The sequence below is a fragment of the Streptomyces sp. ADMS genome (assembly GCF_033441795.1).
Lineage (GTDB): Bacteria > Actinomycetota > Actinomycetes > Streptomycetales > Streptomycetaceae > Streptomyces.
In genome coordinates this window covers 15,060-32,950 of sequence record NZ_JAVFVX010000044.1, presented here as the reverse complement: position 1 = coordinate 32,950, position 17,891 = coordinate 15,060, and the positions used below count along the sequence as shown (strand labels likewise).

General features: G+C 70.7%; 15 protein-coding genes. 5 read left to right on the top strand and 10 right to left on the bottom strand.

Annotated features, from left to right (window positions below; all coding sequences use genetic code 11):
* Positions 1–149: 149 nt before the first annotated feature.
* Both RB628_RS20365 and RB628_RS20360 read right to left on the bottom strand, forming a co-directional pair.
* Complete coding sequence (locus RB628_RS20365) at positions 150–1,088, bottom strand: M56 family metallopeptidase (RefSeq protein WP_318321918.1); 939 nt, start codon at positions 1,086–1,088, stop codon at positions 150–152.
* Between the two features lie 158 nt (positions 1,089–1,246).
* The gene (locus RB628_RS20360; protein WP_318321917.1) at positions 1,247–1,780 is read right to left on the bottom strand and encodes a carboxymuconolactone decarboxylase family protein; all 534 of its coding nucleotides are present in this window, start codon (positions 1,778–1,780) and stop codon (positions 1,247–1,249) included.
* A gap of 86 nt (positions 1,781–1,866) precedes the next feature.
* Between RB628_RS20360 and RB628_RS20355 the strand changes: the two genes are divergently transcribed.
* From RB628_RS20355 to RB628_RS20340, 4 genes are all read left to right on the top strand, one after another.
* A complete protein-coding gene (locus tag RB628_RS20355) occupies positions 1,867–2,820 on the top strand; it encodes a hydrogen peroxide-inducible genes activator (RefSeq protein WP_318321916.1) in 954 nt (317 codons plus the stop codon).
* A 180-nt stretch (positions 2,821–3,000) separates the two neighbouring features.
* A complete protein-coding gene (locus RB628_RS20350; protein ID WP_318321915.1) occupies positions 3,001–4,170 on the top strand; it encodes a MarR family transcriptional regulator in 1,170 nt (389 codons plus the stop codon).
* 55 nt (positions 4,171–4,225) lie between these two features.
* Complete coding sequence (locus tag RB628_RS20345; protein WP_318321914.1) at positions 4,226–4,624, top strand: roadblock/LC7 domain-containing protein; 399 nt, start codon at positions 4,226–4,228, stop codon at positions 4,622–4,624.
* Positions 4,625–4,632: 8 nt separating this feature from the next.
* Entirely contained in the window at positions 4,633–5,061 is a 429-nt protein-coding gene (locus RB628_RS20340; RefSeq protein WP_318321913.1) for a hypothetical protein, read from the top strand.
* Positions 5,062–5,142: 81 nt separating this feature from the next.
* Here the strand turns inward: RB628_RS20340 and RB628_RS20335 are convergent, their stop codons facing one another.
* The 5 genes from RB628_RS20335 to RB628_RS20315 form a co-directional block, all read right to left on the bottom strand.
* Positions 5,143–7,440, bottom strand: a complete 2,298-nt coding sequence (locus RB628_RS20335) for an ABC transporter permease (protein ID WP_318321912.1) — start codon at positions 7,438–7,440, stop codon at positions 5,143–5,145.
* A gap of 65 nt (positions 7,441–7,505) precedes the next feature.
* Entirely contained in the window at positions 7,506–8,195 is a 690-nt protein-coding gene (locus RB628_RS20330) for an ABC transporter ATP-binding protein (protein ID WP_318321911.1), read from the bottom strand.
* 20 nt (positions 8,196–8,215) lie between these two features.
* Entirely contained in the window at positions 8,216–8,743 is a 528-nt protein-coding gene (locus RB628_RS20325; RefSeq protein ID WP_318321910.1) for a PadR family transcriptional regulator, read from the bottom strand.
* Positions 8,744–8,925: 182 nt separating this feature from the next.
* Complete coding sequence (locus RB628_RS20320) at positions 8,926–9,213, bottom strand: hypothetical protein (RefSeq protein WP_318321909.1); 288 nt, start codon at positions 9,211–9,213, stop codon at positions 8,926–8,928.
* Entirely contained in the window at positions 9,210–10,157 is a 948-nt protein-coding gene (locus tag RB628_RS20315) for an SPFH domain-containing protein (protein WP_318321908.1), read from the bottom strand. The genes RB628_RS20320 and RB628_RS20315 overlap by 4 nt, the downstream gene beginning before the upstream one ends.
* A 264-nt stretch (positions 10,158–10,421) precedes the next feature.
* Here RB628_RS20315 and RB628_RS20310 point away from each other — a divergent pair, with 264 nt between their 5' ends.
* The gene (locus RB628_RS20310; protein WP_318321907.1) at positions 10,422–12,827 is read left to right on the top strand and encodes a transglycosylase domain-containing protein; all 2,406 of its coding nucleotides are present in this window, start codon (positions 10,422–10,424) and stop codon (positions 12,825–12,827) included.
* 61 nt (positions 12,828–12,888) lie between these two features.
* Here the strand turns inward: RB628_RS20310 and RB628_RS20305 are convergent, their stop codons facing one another.
* The 3 genes from RB628_RS20305 to RB628_RS20295 form a co-directional block, all read right to left on the bottom strand.
* Positions 12,889–15,216 carry an ATP-binding SpoIIE family protein phosphatase gene (locus RB628_RS20305; RefSeq protein WP_318321906.1) on the bottom strand — a complete coding sequence of 776 codons (2,328 nt, stop codon included), beginning with the start codon at positions 15,214–15,216 and terminating at the stop codon, positions 12,889–12,891.
* Positions 15,217–15,496: 280 nt separating this feature from the next.
* A complete protein-coding gene (locus RB628_RS20300; RefSeq protein WP_318321905.1) occupies positions 15,497–16,189 on the bottom strand; it encodes a DUF402 domain-containing protein in 693 nt (230 codons plus the stop codon).
* A 73-nt stretch (positions 16,190–16,262) separates the two neighbouring features.
* Positions 16,263–17,660 carry a class II fumarate hydratase gene (locus RB628_RS20295; RefSeq protein WP_318321904.1) on the bottom strand — a complete coding sequence of 466 codons (1,398 nt, stop codon included), beginning with the start codon at positions 17,658–17,660 and terminating at the stop codon, positions 16,263–16,265.
* Between the last annotated feature and the right edge of the window lie 231 nt (positions 17,661–17,891).

Here is a 17,891-nt window from a genome sequence, read left to right as displayed (position 1 = left end):
TCGGGGCGGGTTCGAGGTGCCGGGTTGTCGTCCGGAGTCAGGTGTCGGGCTGCGGTGAGTTCGTCGGATGTGTGGTGCGGAAGCCGTGGGGCGCTGTGGCTGCGCCCGTGCGGATGGCACACCCTTGGTCAGCGCGCGCGTCCGGAGGGTCAGTTGAGCACCTTCAGGGCTGGGCCCAGGGCGATGAGCAGGGGGATCAGGGGGGCCAGCGCTGCGGCCAGGGTGGTGGCGGCGCGGTAGGGGGCGTCCAGGCGGGGCGGGGGTGCCAGGAGGCGTTCGATGCGGTCGCCCAGCTGGCCGCGTGTGCAGGCGCAGGACAACACGCCCCGGTGCCGGTTGAGCTCGATCAGGGCGAGCGCGGTCGTGCGGTGACCGCAGCGCCGGGACGCGGTGTCGTCGGCGGCCAGTTCCACCAGGCGGTGCGTCTGGTCCCGGAAGTGCGCGAAGACCGGGACGCGCGGGAAGCCGGCGGCCAGCGCCTGCGAGAGGTGCAGCAGCCAGTCGTGGCGGGCGCGGGCGTGACCGAGTTCATGGGCGAGTACGGCGTCCAGCTCGTGGTCGGACAGCCGGCGCAACGCGCCCGTGGTGACGACGAGTTGAGGCGCCGGCCCGGGCAGCAGCCAGGCGTCGGGATACTCGTCCTCCAGCACCAGCAGCGGCCCCCGGGCAGCGGGGAGACCGTCGGGCAGGTCGGGTGCGCGCTCCCGCAGATGCGCGCGCCGCAGCCGACGCCGTCTGCGTGCCTCGACGAGTTCCCGGGCGAGCATGGCGACCGTCCAGGCCGCCCCGCAGGCCAGCAGCAGCGTCAGTACGGTGAGCCAGCCGGGCGCCGGTCCCGCCGGATAGGCGGCGGCGACCGAGGGTGGCGCCGGCGCGAAGGCGTGGACCCGGACCGTTCCGAACGCGGCCGTCGCGCCCAGCAGCAGCGCGGCGAGGCAGCACACCAGCACGGTGGCGACCAGGCACTGCCACACCCACAGCCCCAGCACCGGCTCCCGGTCGGGCCAGCCGGCCCGGGTCAGCACACGCGGCAGGACAGCGGCGGCTGTCAGGGCGACGGCGGCCATCAGCACCAGGGCGACGGTCATGCGGGTGGCTCCCTCAAATAGGAGAAACACGATCCTCGCGGCCGGTACGACGAAGGCGGCGACGAACGGAGTGAGGGTCCGCCCATTGTCGGACGTACCGCGGGCCGCGTCCAGTCGCTGACCCCGATCGCCCACCCCACCCGCGCACCCCTGCCCGGCTACTCGGCGAGGATCGCCTCCGCGTCCAGCGTCGTACCGACCGCCTGGATCACCGCCGCGATCCTGAACGCCTCCTGCACCGTCGCCCGGTCGACGCCCGCCGCGCGCAGGACCCGCTCGTGCGCGTCCAGACAGGCGCCGCAGGCGTTGATCGCCGACACCGCCAGCGACCACAGCTCGACATCGGTCCGCTCGACGCCCGGATCGCCGAGCACGTTCGCCCGCAGACCGGTGCGCAGCCGCCCGTACTCCGGGTCGGAGAGCAGATGGCGGGTGCGGTGGAAGACGTTGTTCATCGCCATCACGGCCGCCGTCGACCGGGCGGCGGCGTACGCCGCCGGCGAGAGGTGCGCCCTGGCCTCCGGTCCCAGCTCGCGCAGCACACACGGCGAGCGCGACGCGATCGCGCACACCAGTACGGTGCCCCACAGCTGCTGCCGGGTGAGCCCGGAGCGGTCGACGACCGAGCCCAGGTTGAGGCGCAGGTCCGCGGCGAAGTCCGGCAGGGCGGACTTGAGTTCCGCGAGGCCCATGCTCACTCACCACCATTGATTGTGAGAGTCGATACACTTTGCAAGGTTGATCAGTGAAAGTTATCAGTCAGGTAAGGAGTGCGGGCATGGCCGCGGTCAGGAACACCGACGGGCGCCGCCGCCCCAGTCTCGCCCAGCTGCGCGCCTTCGTCGCCGTCGCCGAGCACCTGCACTTCAGGGACGCAGCCGCCGCGATCGGCATGAGCCAACCCGCGCTCTCGGGGGCCGTCTCCGCCCTGGAGGAGGCCCTCGGCGTCACCCTGGTGGAGCGCACCACCCGCAAGGTGCTCCTCTCTCCGGCCGGTCAGCGGCTCGCCGTACGCGCCCGGGCCGTGCTGGAGTCGGTCGGCGCGCTGATGGAGGAGGCCGAGGCCGTGCGCGCGCCCTTCACCGGGACCCTGCGGCTCGGTGTGATCCCCACCGTCGCGCCCTACCTCCTGCCCTCCGTCCTGCGCCTCGTCCACGACCGCTACCCGGCCCTCGACCTCCAGGTCCACGAGGAGCAGACCGCCGGCCTCCTCGACGGACTCACCAACGGCCGTCTCGACCTGCTGCTGATCGCGGTCCCGACCGGAATGCCCGGCCTCCTCGAACTCCCCCTCTTCGATGAGGACTTCGTGCTCGTCACGCCCCTCGGTCATCCCCTCGGCGGGCACACGGACATCCCGCGCGGGGTGCTGCGCGACCTCGACCTGCTGCTCCTGGACGAAGGGCACTGCCTGCGCGACCAGGCGCTCGACATCTGCCGCGAGGCCGGGCGCGCCGACGCCCCGGCCAGCACCACGGCCGCCGGTCTGTCCACCCTCGTCCAGCTCGTGGCCGGCGGCCTCGGTGTGACGTTGCTGCCGCACACCGCAGTCAGGGTCGAGGCGGGCCGCAGCGACCAGCTCCGCACCGGCCGCTTCGCCGCCCCGGCCCCGAGCCGCCGGATCGGCCTCGCGATGCGCGCGGGCGCCGTGCGGGGCGTGGAGTACCAGGAGCTGGCGGTGGCCCTGCGGGAGGCGCTGCGGCCGTTGCCCGTACGGGTGTTGGGCGACTGAAGAGGTGACTGTTCGGTCAAATGAGCGTCGAACAAAGACCGTTGAGCGGCGAGAGACTTCAACTTCCGTCAGGTAGCGAGACCCCGGCCTGAATATGCGCCTGGACTGATACACATACCCCCTCAGTGCTACGCGTCAGGCGTATGTGCGAAATGCCGCTGGGCCAGGCCAAGGGGAGTGATGTCGGTCATCCGCGATTCCGTATCCGCCCCTGACGCCGTATCCGAATCCCCGGATTCCCTCGGCCGGATCGGCTACCACCTGCTGCTGAACGCCCTGGCCGACTGCGGGCGCGAGGAGTTCACCGGGGCTTTGCGCGCGGTCGGCAGTCCCGGCGGGACCTTTCACTTCCGGCGCGGTCTCGTCGTCGGCGCCGAGAGCCCGGGGGCCCCGGGCCCCGAGGCTCTGCTGCTGCGCTCCCGCCGGATCAGTGGCGAGGAGTGGGCCGAGCTGGTGCGCGAGGCCGGGGGAGCGCGCTGGCCGGGCGCGGAACTGAGCCGGCACGGGTACGCGGGCGCCGCCCAGTTGCGGGTCGTCTGCATGATGGCGTTACGGGACGCCGTCTTCGCGGTCGTCGCCGGCCGCGTCGACGCCTGCGAACGCGACCCCGGGGCCGAGCCGCTGGCCCCCGTCCCGGTGGGCGAGGGGCCGGTCCGCCTGCTCCAGGACGCCAACCGCAAACTGGCCGCCCTCGCCGCCCTGCCCCACCCGGTACGCCCGAACCGCGAGCGCCCGAGCCCGAGTTCGGCGCCGGCTCTGGTGGACGAGGAGCAACTCATCCCTGTACAGCGCGAGTTGCTCACCCACGCCGACGGGCGCCGCACCGCCCGTGACCTCGCCTTCCGTACCGGCCGGGGGGTGTACACGGTGACGGTCGAGATGGCGCGGATGCTCGGTGCCGGGCTCCTGGAGTGCGCCGAGGAGGCCGCGCCGCTCCCGGTCGTACGACTGCCGGAGGAGGGCCTGCGACAGCGCAGGCCACCGCCGCCCCCGCCGCCCCCGTCCCCGTCACAGCCCCGGCTGTCACCGCCTCCGCCCCTGCTGCCCCCGTCCCCGCCGTCACCGTCACCGCCTCCGACCCTGCTGCCCCCGCCGTCACAGCCCCGGCCGTCACCGCCTCCGCCCCCGCCGCCCCCGTACGTCGATCCCGCCGTGGTCACCGCGCTCGCCGCGGTCCTCGCCTCCGACGCACAGCCGCTGTCGCAGCCGGCAGCGAAACCGCAGGCCCCCGCTCCCGCACTGCCGCGCCGCGAACCCGGCGCCAGTGGCATCACCGAATCTCTCGCCCCGGAAAAGCGCGGGACGAGCTGGAAAGGGTTCTTCCGTATGAGGAACGGAACCACCAAGTAATCCCGAGCGATTACCTCGGAACACATATGGCACCGCTCATAGGGGAGTTGAATACATGGACCACAAAGCGCTGGCCATGGAAATGCGCGACCTGCGCGAAAAAGTAGACGGAATCACCGACACGGCGGTCGCCGCCACCGACGGACTGCTCATCGCGGCGGACACCGCGGACTCGATCGACCCCGAGGGCCTCGCCGCCCTCGCCGCCGCAGGACTCGGACTCGCCCGCCGGGCCGCCGAGGCGACCGGCCGGGGCACCCTGCGCCGGACGGTCACCTACGGCAGCCAGGGCTGCGCCGCCTTCTACGCCGTCGGCGACACCGCGCTGATGGTCGTACTCGGCGACGAGGGCGTCGACCTGGAGCGGCTGCACCGTGCGACCCAGCCGGCGCTGCGCCGAATCGGCTCGATCCTCGCCGCGACGGAATCCGCCGTGGCGACCGAAGGAGTGTGAAGGAAAGGATGGCGACGAAACGTATGACCACAGGTTTCTCCGACCAGGTCATGAGCCTGGTCAAGGCGCTCCGTACCGATGCCCCCGAGTGTGTCGCGTCCGGGGTGGTCGACATGGCCACCGGGATGCTGCTCTCGTACGAGACGGTCGACAACCACCCGCCCGAGGTACTCGACCTGCTGGCGGGCGCGACCCTCGACCTGTTCCAGGGCCGCACGGTGGTGATGATCGAGGACGTCTTCAAGGAACGCCGGGGCGTCCAGAGCGAGAACCACTTCTTCCAGGAGATCCTCGTCAACAGCGAGAACCTCACTCACCTGTTCGTGCGGCTGAACGAACAGCAGGACGTTGTCGCCGTCGTCGTCTGCCGCAAGGCGGTCAACGTCGGCATGCTCTTCGCCCAGGTGCGGAGGGTGGTCAAGGAGTACAGCCTCTGAGGGCAGTGCGGACGGGCCCCTTCCCCCGGAAACCGAGGTCCGGGGGAAGGGGCCCGTGCATGAGGTCGTGCGCGCCAGGTGTCACTCCGTACGCAGGCCCTCCGGCCGCATCAGCCGCAGCAGCGGCGGCAGACTCAGCACCGTCACCAGCAGCACGATTCCCGCGCCGATGCCGGTCATCGTCAGTACGGCGGCCCAGTCGACGCCGACCGACGTGTTCGTCATCGTCAGGAGGACCGCACCCAGGGTCAGTCCCACCGCCGCCGACAGCACCAGGCCCAGTACGATCGGGATAGCCGTCTGCCACAGCACCGACAGGCTCAGGGTGCGCCGCCGGGTGCCGAAGGCGACCAGGGACGACAGCAGCTTCCGGCGCTCGCGCAACTGCTCCAGCTGGGAGACCAGCAGGCTCACCCCGATCAGCAGCAGGACACAGGTGGCGCCGACGAACAGGCCGGTGCGGATCGAGTCGAACCGCTCGGAGCGGTCGCTCGACGTCCAGGTCGCGGGCTCGGTGAGACGGTCGATCCGCGCCGCGGTGTTGCGGACCAGGTCGCGGGCGTCCGCCACCTTGGGGTCGAGGCCGATGAGGATCCGCCCGGCGGCCTGCGCCACGACCTCCTCGGGCAGGGCGCCCGGCGTGGCCAGGACGCCGCCGCGCACGACCCCGGACGGGTCCTCGCGGGCGTCGGCCTGCTTGATGCCCGTAGGCACTGTCCAGGCGACCGGCGCCTTCTTGGCCTGGGTGTAGGACGGGCTGAGGTACACCGTGCGGCCCGGCTTGACCACTTGGGGTGTGCCCGTGTCGTACTCGGCGCCCCGCACGGTGAAGGAGTCGCCGTCGCGGCACGAGGGGAGCCGGCCCATGGCGCGCAGCGCCGCGCAGTTCCCGATGGTCAACTCGATGTATGTGTCGGGGTTCCTGGCCTTCTCGCCCACCGAACCGACAGCCAGCACGGTGACCTTCCGGACCCCCTCGGTCTCGGCGAGCTGCCGGCCCGCCGCCGCGAGCGACACGCTGTCCGGCGGGGTGACCTCCATCTGAGCCCGCGAGATGTCCTTGTCCGACGGGGTGGTGTAGCCGCCGGCGACCCCTGAGAAGAACATCTGCAGCGCGATCGCCCCGGCCACCGCCACCGCGATGCCGTTCACCATGCGGGCCGCCGTACCGCTGCTCAACTGAAGCCGTCGGACAGCCAGTTGCCAGGAGAGAGCGCCGGATCCGAGCCGCGCGACCACCGCCTCGACGACCCAGGGGAGGAGGGCGGTCACCCCGACGAGCAGCAGAGTGACGCCGGCGATGACAAGGACGTCGTTGAACTGCCCGGCGTTGTTGCCCTGCCCGATCATGGGGGCGAGCGCCGCGATCCCGCCCAGCGGCAGCAGCAGCCGCCACCACAGCCGACGGCGCGGGGGCCGGGCCGTACGCACGACGCCGAGCGGTTCGATCACCACACCGCGCAGCGCGAACAGGGTGACCAGCACCGCGGCCACCGGCACGGCGACCCCGACCAGGACGGCGAGCGCGGGCGCCGGATTCAGATCACTGGGGAACACGCTCACGTCGAGGAGGTCGACGTAGCCCGCGGCCTGTCGGCCTATCAGGAAGAAGGCGGCGCCGAAAACGAGTCCGACCGCGGCGCCCGCGAAGGCCTCGCCCGCGGCGATCCGCCGGGTCATCATGCCGTCGGCCCCGACCAGCCGCAGGGCGGCCAGCCGCCGGTCGCGCCGCTCACCGCCGAACCGTACGGCCGTGGCGATGAAGACACCGACCGGCATCAGCAGCACCACGAAGACGACGAGAGTGAGGAGGAGCAGGACGGGGTCCATCCCCTCGGACGTCCGCTGCAGATCCCCGAACCGGTTGATCCGCGTCACCGCACCGTTGTCGAGGTGCTCCGCGAGATCGTCGGCGCCCCGGTAGAAGGAGAGTTCGGCCGGTCCGACGAGCCCGCTCTCGCCGATGGTGCCGACGATCCGGTCCGGCAGCCGTTCCCGCAGCAGCTTTCCGTCGCCGGACTTCAGCAGCCGTTCGAGAGCGGGCGAGACGATCATCTCCCCGACGGCGGGGAACTCGTCGATCCCCGGCGGCAAGGGTGCCCGAGCCCCCTCGGGGTCCAGCTCCCGCCCGCGTATGTCGTCCGTGCGGAAGGTCGTGGCGACGCTCGCGACGAGCAGCGTGTTGTCAGCCTTCGGCATCTGCTTGTCGACGTACATGATGTTCGTACGGGCGCTCTCGCGCTCGCCCCGGGCCGCCAACGCGTTCGGAATGGCTGTCGTCAGCAGCAGCAGCGCCACCCCGAGCCCGACCCCGACGGCCGTCAGCAGGACCCGCCCCCAGCCCTCGCGCCCGCCCGTGAAGGCGAACCGGGCCCCCATGCCCAGGTCCCTCGTCCTCCCCCACGCCCGGCTTCGCTCGCGCGGGACGTGCCCCCATCGCCCGCTCATACGACGCGCTCCATGTCCCGCGACTTCCCGTCCCGTACGACGATCTCGCGGTCCGAGTAGGCGGCCACCCGTGCCTCGTGCGTGACGAGCACGACGGCCGCGTTGGTCGACCGGGCGGCCTCGGTGAGCAGCTCCATCACGCGCTCGCCGTTGAGCGAGTCGAGGGCGCCGGTGGGCTCGTCGGCGAACAGCACCCGAGGACCGGTGACCAGCGCGCGTGCGACAGCGACCCGTTGCCCCTGGCCGCCGGACACCTCGCCGGGCCGCTTGCCCTTGAGGTCGTCCACCTCCAGCCGCTCCATCCAGGACAGCGCGGTCCGCTCGGCCTCCTTGCGGGAGGTCCCGTTGAGACGGAGGGGGAGCGCCACGTTCTCGACGCAGGTGAGTTCCGGGACGAGCTGCCCGAACTGGAACACGAAGCCGAACTCGGAGCGCCGCAGGTGACTGCGCTGCGCATCGCTCATCCCGGCCATCTCACGCCCGTTGTACGTGATGGACCCCGAGTCGGGCGGCACGATCCCGGCGAGACAGTGCAGCAGGGTCGACTTGCCGGACCCGGACGGGCCCATCACGGCGACGACCTCGCCGGGGTGGATCGAGAACTCGGCGCCGTCGAGCGCGGTGGTCGGACCGTAGGCCTTGCGCAGCTCGCTCGCTACGAGCAGGGAACCGGGAGGAGGGGTCATCGGAGGGGTCGTCGGAGCGGTCATCGGGACGTCACCGCCAGAGCGAGCCTGTCGAGACGCGCGGCGGTCAGTTCCAGCCAGCGCAGATCGGCTTCGAGGTGGAACAGTGCGTGGTCGCAGATGAGCTGGTCGGCGAGATCGCCCTTGCGCTTGCGCTCGGTCAGGATGCGCATCATCCGCAGATGCTCGGAGCGCTGCGTGTCGAGGATGTCACCGGCGTTCCGGTGCGTGAGCAGCGCGAGGACGACCTTGGTGTAGAGGACCGACTGCAGATACGGCTCGGGCTTCTCGGGCGTCGCGAGCCATCGCTGTACGTCGGTGATCCCGGCGTCGGTGATCGCGTAACGCTTCCGCTCGGGCCCGTCGCCGGCCTCGATCCCGTCGACCTCGACGAGCCCGTGCTTGAGCAGCCGGGACATCGTCGAGTAGACCTGCCCGTAGTGCAGCGGGCGATCGTGACCGAACTTCTCGTCGAAGGCCCGCTTCAGGTCGTAACCGTGTCGGGGGCCGGACTCCAGGAGTCCTAGAAGGGTGTGACCGATGGACATGGGGAGGACTATACGCACGGGGTATACGTGGTGTGTATACCCGCTGTGTATAGGTGGCGGGAGAGGTGCGGAACGGGGGGTGAGTACGCAGGTGGGAGCCGATTGTCACGGTTCTGTCACCGGGCGCTTTTCGGCGCCGGACGGGCGTGTCCAGCCCGTCCGGCGCCGAAGGACGAGGCCCTTCAGACCGACGGGGGCCCGGGGGAGGAGCCCCGAGGGGGACGCCCGCGCCGAGGAATCGGCCCTGCTTCCCCCGGCAGCCTCCCGGCTTCCGCCAGTGCCCGCCGCAACAGGAACTCGATCTGCGCGTTGGCCGAGCGCAGCTCGTCCCCCGCCCACCGGGCCAGCGCGTCGTACACGGCCGGGTCCAGCCGCAGCAGCACCTGCTTGCGCTGCTGCTGCGGCCGGCGCGCGGTGCGTTCAGCGCGTTCGGGGTTCTCTGCGGCCGAACCCCCGGAGGGACCGGTCACTGGTACAGGGACCCGGGGTTCACGACCGGCTGCGCCGCGCGGTCACCGCACAGCACCACCAACAGGTTCGACACCATCGCCGCCTTCCGTTCGGAGTCCAGCTCCACGATGTCCTGCTCGGTGATCCGGGCGAGCGCGGCCTCGACCATGCCCACCGCGCCGTCGACGATCAGCCGCCGCGCGGCGACGACCGCCCCCGCCTGCTGCCGCTGGAGCATCGCCGAGGCGATCTCGGGAGCGTACGCGAGGTGCGTGAACCGGGACTCGATGATCTGGACGCCGGCCGCCGCCACGCGCGCGTGCAGCTCGACGGCCAGCTTCTCGGTGATCTCCTCGGCGTTGCCGCGCAGCGAGAGCCCGTCCTCGTCATGGGCGTCGTACGGGTACTCGATGGCGATGTGGCGGACGGCCGCCTCGGTCTGGGTGGCGACGAACTCGGTGTAGTTGTCCACCTCGAACGTCGCCTGTGCGGTGTCCTTGACCTTCCACACCACGACCGAGGCGAGTTCGATCGGGTTGCCGTATGCGTCGTTGACCTTGAGGACCGCGGTCTCGTGGTTGCGTACCCGGGTCGAGATCTTGGTGCGTGACGTGAGCGGGTTCACCCAGCGCAGTCCGTCCTGCCGGATCGTCCCCCGGTATCGCCCGAAGAGCTGGACGACCCGGGCCTCGCCCGGCGCCACCATGTTCAGCCCGCACATGGCGATGAAGGAGAAGAGCCCGATCAGAATGCCGGGGACGATCAGCGCGGCCTTGGCCCCGCCGCCGGAGACGGCTGTCGCGCTGACGACCATGCCGACGCCGATCGCGAGCCCCACCAGTCCCAGCAGCAGGGCGAGCCCACCCCCGATGCTGTGGGCCGGAAACTCCCGGACCTGCGGGTCGGGCATGTCGGGCAGATCGACGTCGGGATCGGTGCTCGGAGCGGAGTCGTGCGTGGTCATGGGTGGTGCCCCCGTTTCATGGCTGTTATGGCCAGAGCTTGGTGAAGGTCTAGCAAAGTGATATCACTTTAGCCGGTTCGGCAACCTTCCGCAGCCCCCAGTGGTCGCTTTCGGTGGGGTGGGTGCTGATTGTCACGTCCGCAAAAGACGGGATCGAAATCTCGTCGTCTTGTCTGGCGGTGTTATTTTTCTGAGCTGACCTGAGCCACGAACCTGTGTGACGGACGAAACGGAACACAAGAAGGAAGCGGAGCGAAGCGACCCATGGGACGAGCGGAAGAGAGACGAGCGCGGCAGCATCGCGGTGGCCGCCGCGCGGCGCCCAAGCGCTCGTCCAGAGATGCGGCGACCGGAACCGGGACAGCGACCGAGACCGAGACCGCGGCCGAGGCCGCTGCGGAGGCCGGGACCACGGGCAGGGCAGCGGGCAGAGCGGCGGCGCGCGGCAAGGGCGCCAAGGACGGTAAGAGTTTCGTACGCCGGCTCTTCACCTGGAAGAAGCTCCTCGGCACGTTCTTCGGCTTCGCCCTGCTCGGCATGGGCGGCTTCGTCGTGCTGTACCTGATGATCGGCGTGCCCGCGGGCAACGCCGCCGCGGAGAAGCAGAGCAACGTCTACAAGTACAGCGACGGCACCGTCCTCGCCCGCACCGGCACGGTGAACCGCGAGATCGTGGACCTGGCCGAGGTGCCCAAGAAGGTCCAGCTGACCTTTGTCGCCGCCGAGAACAAGTCCTTCTACAAGGACGCCGGCGTCGACCTCAAGGGCACCACCCGGGGTCTGATCAACACGCTGTCCGGCAAGGGGAAGCAGGGTGGTTCGACGATCACCCAGCAGTACGTCAAGAACTACTACCTGGACCAGGACCAGACCGTCACGCGCAAGCTGAAGGAACTGGTCATCTCGCTGAAGGTGGACCGCCAGAAGTCCAAGGACTTCATCCTCGCCGGCTACATCAACACCAACTACTACGGCCGCGACTCCTACGGCATCCAGGCCGCCGCGCAGGCCTACTACCGCGTCGACGCCAAGAACCTCACCGTCGAGCAGGGCGCGTACCTCGCCGCGCTGCTCCAGGCGCCGAGCCAGTACGACTGGGCGGTCGCGTCCGACACGAGCAAGAAGCTGGTCTCCGCCCGCTGGAACTACGTGCTCGACAACATGGTCGGGGAGGGCTGGCTCGACAAGACCACCCGCGACGCCATGAAGTTCCCGGTACCGAAGGACCCCAAGGGCGCCCCGGGCCTGGAGGGCCAGACCGGCTACCTCGTCGACGAGGCCAAGAAGGAGCTGGCCAGGCAGCTCGTCGACCAGGGCACGGCGGACGACACCAACAGCGCGAACGCGCTGGTCGACAAGGGCGGCTGGACGATCACCCTCAACATCGACCGGAAGAAGCAGACCGCGCTGGAGCAGGCCGTCAAGACCCAGCTCACCAGCAAGCTGGACGCGAAGAAGCGCAAGGTCGACGGCAACGTCCAGGCCGGTGCGGCCTCCGTCGACCCGAAGACGGGACGGGTGCTCGCGCTGTACGGCGGAACCGACTACTTCAAGCACTACATCAGTAACGCGACCCGGCGTGACTACCAGCCGGCTTCCACCTTCAAGCCGGTCATCCTCGCCGCGGCCATGGAGAAGCAGTCCCGGACGCAGGACGGCGACCTGATCACGCCGGACACGATCTACGACGGTACGAGCAAGCGGCCGGTCGTGTCCGACGGCAAGAAGGTCGGCTTCGCCCCGCCGAACGAGGACGACGCGGACTACGGCGACGTCACCGTCCAGGAGGCGATGAACAAGTCGATCAACTCGGTGTTCGCGCAGATGGGCGTCGACGTCGGGATGACCGAGGTCATGAAGGTCGCCGACGAACTCGGTCTGGACACCACCGGGTTGCAGGCGGTGCCCGCGCAGACCCTCGGCACGATGGGCGCGAGCCCGCTGGAGATGGCCGCCGTCTACGCCACCCTCGACAACCACGGCCGCAAGGTCACCCCGGCCGTCGTGAAGTCGGCCGAACACAAGGACAGCACGGTCGAGTTCCCCTCCCCGCTGGGCGAGCAGATCATCACCCGCGAGGCCGCCGACGCGGTCACGTCGGTGCTGACGGGCGTGGTCGACGACGGTACGGCCCGGGTCTCGGTCGCCCAGGCGAAGAACCGTAAGGGCCAGCAGGTGGCCGGCAAGACGGGCACGTCCGACGAGAACAAGTCGGCCTGGTTCACCGGCTACACGCCCGGTCTGGTCACCTCGGTCGGCCTGTTCGGCGAGGACGCCAAGACCCATGCTCAGGTTCCGCTGTACGGGGCGGGAGGCTTCCCCCGGGTCAACGGCGGTGGCTACCCGGCCAAGATCTGGGCGACGTACACCTTCGGCGCGATGGGTAAGGTGACCAAGTTCGACCTGGACACCACGGTGGGCGCGGGCGTGAAGCCGACGGTGACCCCGTCCGTGACCCCGTCGCTGACTCCCTCGGAGACGCCGTCCGTGACCCCGTCGGTGACGCCCTCGGTCACCCCGTCGCTGACTCCCTCGGAGACGCCGTCCGCGACCCCGTCGGTGACGCCCTCGGTCACCCCGTCGGTGACCCCGTCGGCCCCGGAGACGACCCCGACGGGCGGGTCGGGGGACATCTCCCTGGATCCCCCCGACCCGGAGGACGGGCAGTAGGCACGTACGACAAAGGGCGCCCCGCGATCGGCGGGGCGCCCTTCCTCGTACGTACGACCGCTCATGTCCGGTTCAGCTCGAACCAGACCACCTTCCCCGTACTCAGCCGGGTCGCACCCCACCGCCGGGCCAGCCGGTTGACGAGATACAGACCCCGCCCGCCCTCGTCCGTGGCCCGCGCCTGGCGCAGACGCGGCAGCTGCGGCACGTCGTCACCGACCTCGCAGCGCAGTACGTCCGTCCGCAGCAGTCGGAGGGTGATCGGCCGGGACGCGTAGCGCACCGCGTTCGTCACGACCTCGCTGACCAGCAGCTCCACCGAGTCCGTCAGGTCCTCCAGGCCCCACCGGGACAGGGCGCGCCGGGCGAGCCTGCGGGCCCGGCCGGGCGCCGCGTCCTCCGGGTCCAGGTACCAGTAGGCGACGTCGCTCGGCGCGATGCCGTCGAAGCGGGCGGCGAGCAGCGCGATGTCGTCGTCCCTGTCACCCGGGCCGAGCATGTCGAGGACCTCGTCGCACAGCGCTTCGAGGGGCGGCGGATGGTCGGGCCCGGTCAGCTGGGCGGTCGCGGCGAGCTTCTCGCGCAGCTGCTCTATGCCGGTCCACACGTCCCGCAGCCGGGACTCGACGAGCCCGTCCGTGTAGAGGAAGAGGGTGGCACCGGCGGGCGCGTCCAGCTCCACGGCCTCGAAGTCGACACCGCCGACCCCGATGGGCGCGCCGGACGGCACCTTCAGTACCTCGGCCCGGCCGCCCAGGTGCAGCAGGACGGGCGGCGGATGGCCGGCGTTGGCGATGGTGATCCGGTGCGATACCGGGTCGTAGACCGCGTACAGGCAGGTCGCCATCCGGTCCGTACCGAGCCGCTGGGCCTGTTCGTCGAGGTGGTGCAGGACCTCCTGCGGGGGCAGGTCGAGCCCGGCGAGGGTCTGCGCGGTCGTCCGGAGCTGGCCCATGATGGCCGCGCTGGTCATGGAGTGCCCCATGACGTCGCCCACGACGAGGGCGACGCGGCTGCCGGGCAGCGGGATGGCGTCGTACCAGTCACCGCCGACACGCGCGGTCTCGGCGGCCGGGAGATAGCGGGACGCGAGCCGTACACCCGTCGGGCGCGGCAGGGTCTCGGGCAGCATCGTGCGCTGCAGCTCGTCGGCGATGTAGGCCTCGCGGCCGTACAGCACCGCCTTGTCGATGCCGAGGGCGCTGTGGGTGGCGAGCTGGGCGGCGACCAGCAGATCGTCCGTCTCGAACGGGATCCGCTCCGGCCGGCGCAGGAACAGCGCGGCCCCGATGACCCGGCGCCGGCCGCGCAGCGGGGCGAGGATCGCGCGCTGTCCGTCCGGTACGTCCAGATCGCAGCCCTCGCCGAGCAGTTCGGGCAGGGCGGCGCGGGCGGCGGGCGCGTCCGCGAAGACGGGCCGGACGCCGCGCAGCACCTCGGCGAGCGCGCCGCCGGGGCGCACCTCGCACAGTTCGGCGCTGATCGGGGACAGCTCGGGCGGCTGCTGGGGGACGGCGGAGGTGGCCAGGAAGCCGTTCTCGGTGTCCCGGTCCTGCGGCAGCCGGTCCGTGCGGCGCAGCCGCAGCACGAGCGGGCCGGTGGGCCGCTCGTCGCCGACGGGCAGCGGGTCGCGCAGATAGACGAGGATCGTGTCGGAGAAGGTCGGCACGGTGGCCCGGCACAGCCCCATCACGATCTCGTCGAGGTCGATGCCCCGGGCGATACGCCGGGTGGCGGCGCCGACGAAACGCAGCCGGTCGCCGTCCCGGCGCATCGGCAGGGGAGTGCCGACGGGGTTGCCCTGCCCGGAACGCCGCTCCTTGCACGTGAGGGCGCTCGTGGCCGGGTCGGCGCCGTCGGTGTCGGCGGGTGCCTTGGCGACCTCGTGGTTCTCCGTGGCGTGGTTCTCCGCGCCCGGGCGTGCCGTCTCGGCGCCCGGCTGTACCGGGATGCTGTCCGGCGCCGGACGCGGACGGTGCGCGTCGGGCTCGGTGGAGGACGGCTGGTCGGGCTGCGAGTGCTCGGGACCGGGTGCGGCCGGGGGGCCGGTGGGGTTGGGGCCGGTGGAGCCGGACGTACCCGTACCAGTACCCGAGCTGGATGCCATCGCGCCTGTTCCCGCCTCTGTTCCCGCTGTTCCCGTGCCGTGCGCGGTCGTACCGCCGCCGACGGTCTCGGGGCTCTCGGAGCCTGTCACGGAGCCGACGGCGGCCTCCAGTCCGCCGGTGGCCCCTCCCTGCCCTGTCGTCTGCCTCGACAGAGGCAGAGCCGCCGCCTCCGGGGAACGCGGAAGTGCCCCGCGGGTATCCGTGGGGATGTCCGGCCGGCCGGTGTCCGGCCGACGGTGCTCATGCGAGGTGGGTTGCTCCGTCACGCGTGTCGAATCCATCCGTCCGGGGCTGCGCGCTGTACACGCAGTTGGTCCCGCCGACTTCCCGATACCCGGAATACGTGCCCCAGGAACGGAAAACCGGCGTGGTCAGAGGTTGTTCCTGGTGCACCGGCGAGCCCTGGTCGGCCCTGACCGGTGTTGCCCTCGTACCCCTCGCTCACGTCCTGCCGCCCCTCGGTGACGTATTGTCAGGCTCAGCGCATGTTCCGGGAGTTACGGTAGTGCGCCCTTGCGGAGGACGATCCTACGGTTGCGCACCGGGGGCGCATCAAGGGTCTCATGACGACATGTGCGCGGGCGTACGGTCCCAGTCCTCCGGCAGTGACGGTACAGCCCAGGACGGATCCGGGCGCCAGTGCTGCCAGCCATCCGCGAACGGCGTGCCCCAGGCAGCGATGACCTCCACCGCGGAACGCCCCGCTTTCCGTACCCGTGCGGCGAGTTGGGAGTCCATCAGGCCGGCCTGCTGCGCCTGTGCGAACTCGTCCTCGTCGCGCCATTCCCAAGTCCGGTCGGGATTCACGGTGATGTCGAGAAAGTGGTCCTCGGAGTCGACCCCGCCGGTCCAACGGGCAAGCGGCTCCTCCAGGTTCACGTACCAGTTCTTGAACCGCCAGCCCGGTTCCCAGAAGAGCCACACCGACCAGGGCTCACCGGGCCGCGCCAGCTTCAGCACCCCGGTGCCGAACCAGCGGTCGCGCTGCACGGTACGGGGCTTGGTGTACCGCGACTCCAGCGGCTCCACATGGACGGGCGTCCCGTCGGCGAGCACGGGCTTGACGCACTCGGTGCCCGGTGCCATCCACACGGCGAGCACCTCGGGATCGTCCCGTACGACGGTGACGGGACGCACGATGTGGAAGCGGTCCCCGGAGTTCTCGCGGTACCGCCACAGGATCTGACTCCCGGGCGACCAGTACGCCGCTGATCCGCCCGCTTCCACTCGTCTCAACGCTCCGTCGTCTGTCATGAAGAGATATTAGGTGCCCAGGGCATACGACGCTGCGGTGCGCGTCACGGTTCTCGCCAGTGGCCGGATGACGTTACGGGCGCGTCATCCGCAGGACATCCAACGCCGTGTCGAGCTGCTCGACGGTGAGATCACCGCGCTCCACATACCCGGATTCCAGGACGACTTGGCGGATCGTCTTCTCCTCGGCCAGCGCCTTCTTGGCCACCTTGGCCGCTTCCTCGTACCCGATGTACCTGTTCAGCGGCGTGACGACGGAGGGCGAGGACTCGGCGTACTCCCGCGCCCGCTCCCGATGGGCGACGATCCCGTCGACGGTCCGGTCGGCAAGCAGCCGGGAGGCGTTGGAGAGCAGCCGAACAGACTCCAGGACGTTCCTCGCGATGACGGGCAGCATGACGTTGAGCTCGAAGTTCCCGGCGGCACCGGCGGTGGTGACGGTGAGGTCGTTGCCGATGACCTGTGCGGAGACCATCAGCACGGCCTCGGGAATCACGGGGTTGACCTTGCCGGGCATGATGGACGAACCGGGCTGAAGATCGGGCAGGCTGATCTCGGCGAGCCCGGTCCGCGGCCCGGAGGCCATCCACCGCAGATCGTTGGCGATCTTGGTGAGTCCGACGGCGATGGTCTTGAGCTGACCACTCGTCTCGACGATCCCGTCCCGCGCGCCCTGGGCCTCGAAATGATCGCGGGCTTCGGTGAGGGGCAACCCGGTGGTGCGGGCGACCTCCTCGATCACGGCGGCGGAGAACCCGAGCGGGGTGTTGATCCCGGTTCCGACGGCGGTACCGCCGAGCGGCAGCTCGGCGAGCCGGGGGAGAGAGGACCGCAGCCGCTCCACGCCGTACCGCACCTGGGCCGCGTACCCCCCGAACTCCTGCCCGAGCGTCACGGGCGTGGCGTCCATGAGATGCGTACGCCCCGACTTCACGACGTCGGCGAACTCCTCGGACTTGCGGGTGAGGGCGTCGGCGAGGTGGTCGAGGGCGGGGATCAGATCGCGGGTGACGCCGGCGGTGGCGGCGATGTGGATGGAGGAGGGGAACACGTCGTTGGACGACTGCGAGGCGTTGACATGATCATTGGGGTGTACGTCCCTGCCGAGCCGCTCGCTCGCAAGGGTCGCGATGACCTCGTTGGCGTTCATGTTGGACGAGGTTCCGGAGCCGGTCTGGAACACGTCGACGGGGAAGTGCTCGTCCCAACGCCCCTCGGCGACCTCGCCCGCCGCCTCCTGGATCGCGTCGGCGATGTTCTTGTCGACCACACCGAGTTGGGCGTTGACCTTCGCGGCGGCGCCCTTGATACGGGCGAGGGCCTCGATGTGGGCACGCTCGATGCGCTGCCCGGAGACGGGGAAGTTCTCGACGGCACGCTGGGTCTGGGCCCGCCACTTGGCGTGAGCGGGGACGAGGACCTCGCCCATCGAGTCGTGTTCGGTGCGGTACTGCTGGTCGGGCGTAGTCATCGTCGTACCTCCGGGAGGGACAGCGCGGGTCTGGAGGGACGTATTCCCCGTGGGGGCGGCCCGGGGGGCGTTTGCCGCCCACCCACCCGTTTGCCGTAGGTGTCCAGCGCGGGCCCAGGCATGTCACCCCGTCCGGAGTTTCGCGGCACCGGGTTCTTCACGGCCATCATTCCCCGCCCGCCCGCCCGCTGCCGCCGCTTCTTCAGTCAGGGTTTGGGTGTCCTGGCCTGT

What these genes read in the sequence shown, in the direction of transcription:
- RB628_RS20305 (WP_318321906.1), bottom strand. Translation starts at nt 15,216, where the DNA reads ATGGATTCGACACGCGTGACGGAGCAACCCACCTCGCATGAGCACCGT.
- RB628_RS20335 (WP_318321912.1), bottom strand. Translation starts at nt 7,440, where the DNA reads ATGGGGGCCCGGTTCGCCTTCACGGGCGGGCGCGAGGGCTGGGGGCGG.
- RB628_RS20315 (WP_318321908.1), bottom strand. Translation starts at nt 10,157, where the DNA reads ATGACCACGCACGACTCCGCTCCGAGCACCGATCCCGACGTCGATCTG.
- RB628_RS20355 (WP_318321916.1), top strand. Translation starts at nt 1,867, where the DNA reads ATGGCCGCGGTCAGGAACACCGACGGGCGCCGCCGCCCCAGTCTCGCC.
- RB628_RS20365 (WP_318321918.1), bottom strand. Translation starts at nt 1,088, where the DNA reads ATGACCGTCGCCCTGGTGCTGATGGCCGCCGTCGCCCTGACAGCCGCC.
- RB628_RS20325 (WP_318321910.1), bottom strand. Translation starts at nt 8,743, where the DNA reads ATGTCCATCGGTCACACCCTTCTAGGACTCCTGGAGTCCGGCCCCCGA.
- RB628_RS20295 (WP_318321904.1), bottom strand. Translation starts at nt 17,660, where the DNA reads ATGACTACGCCCGACCAGCAGTACCGCACCGAACACGACTCGATGGGC.
- RB628_RS20300 (WP_318321905.1), bottom strand. Translation starts at nt 16,189, where the DNA reads ATGACAGACGACGGAGCGTTGAGACGAGTGGAAGCGGGCGGATCAGCG.
- RB628_RS20360 (WP_318321917.1), bottom strand. Translation starts at nt 1,780, where the DNA reads ATGGGCCTCGCGGAACTCAAGTCCGCCCTGCCGGACTTCGCCGCGGAC.
- RB628_RS20350 (WP_318321915.1), top strand. Translation starts at nt 3,001, where the DNA reads ATGTCGGTCATCCGCGATTCCGTATCCGCCCCTGACGCCGTATCCGAA.
- RB628_RS20330 (WP_318321911.1), bottom strand. Translation starts at nt 8,195, where the DNA reads ATGACCCCTCCTCCCGGTTCCCTGCTCGTAGCGAGCGAGCTGCGCAAG.
- RB628_RS20340 (WP_318321913.1), top strand. Translation starts at nt 4,633, where the DNA reads ATGGCGACGAAACGTATGACCACAGGTTTCTCCGACCAGGTCATGAGC.
- RB628_RS20310 (WP_318321907.1), top strand. Translation starts at nt 10,422, where the DNA reads ATGGGACGAGCGGAAGAGAGACGAGCGCGGCAGCATCGCGGTGGCCGC.
- RB628_RS20345 (WP_318321914.1), top strand. Translation starts at nt 4,226, where the DNA reads ATGGACCACAAAGCGCTGGCCATGGAAATGCGCGACCTGCGCGAAAAA.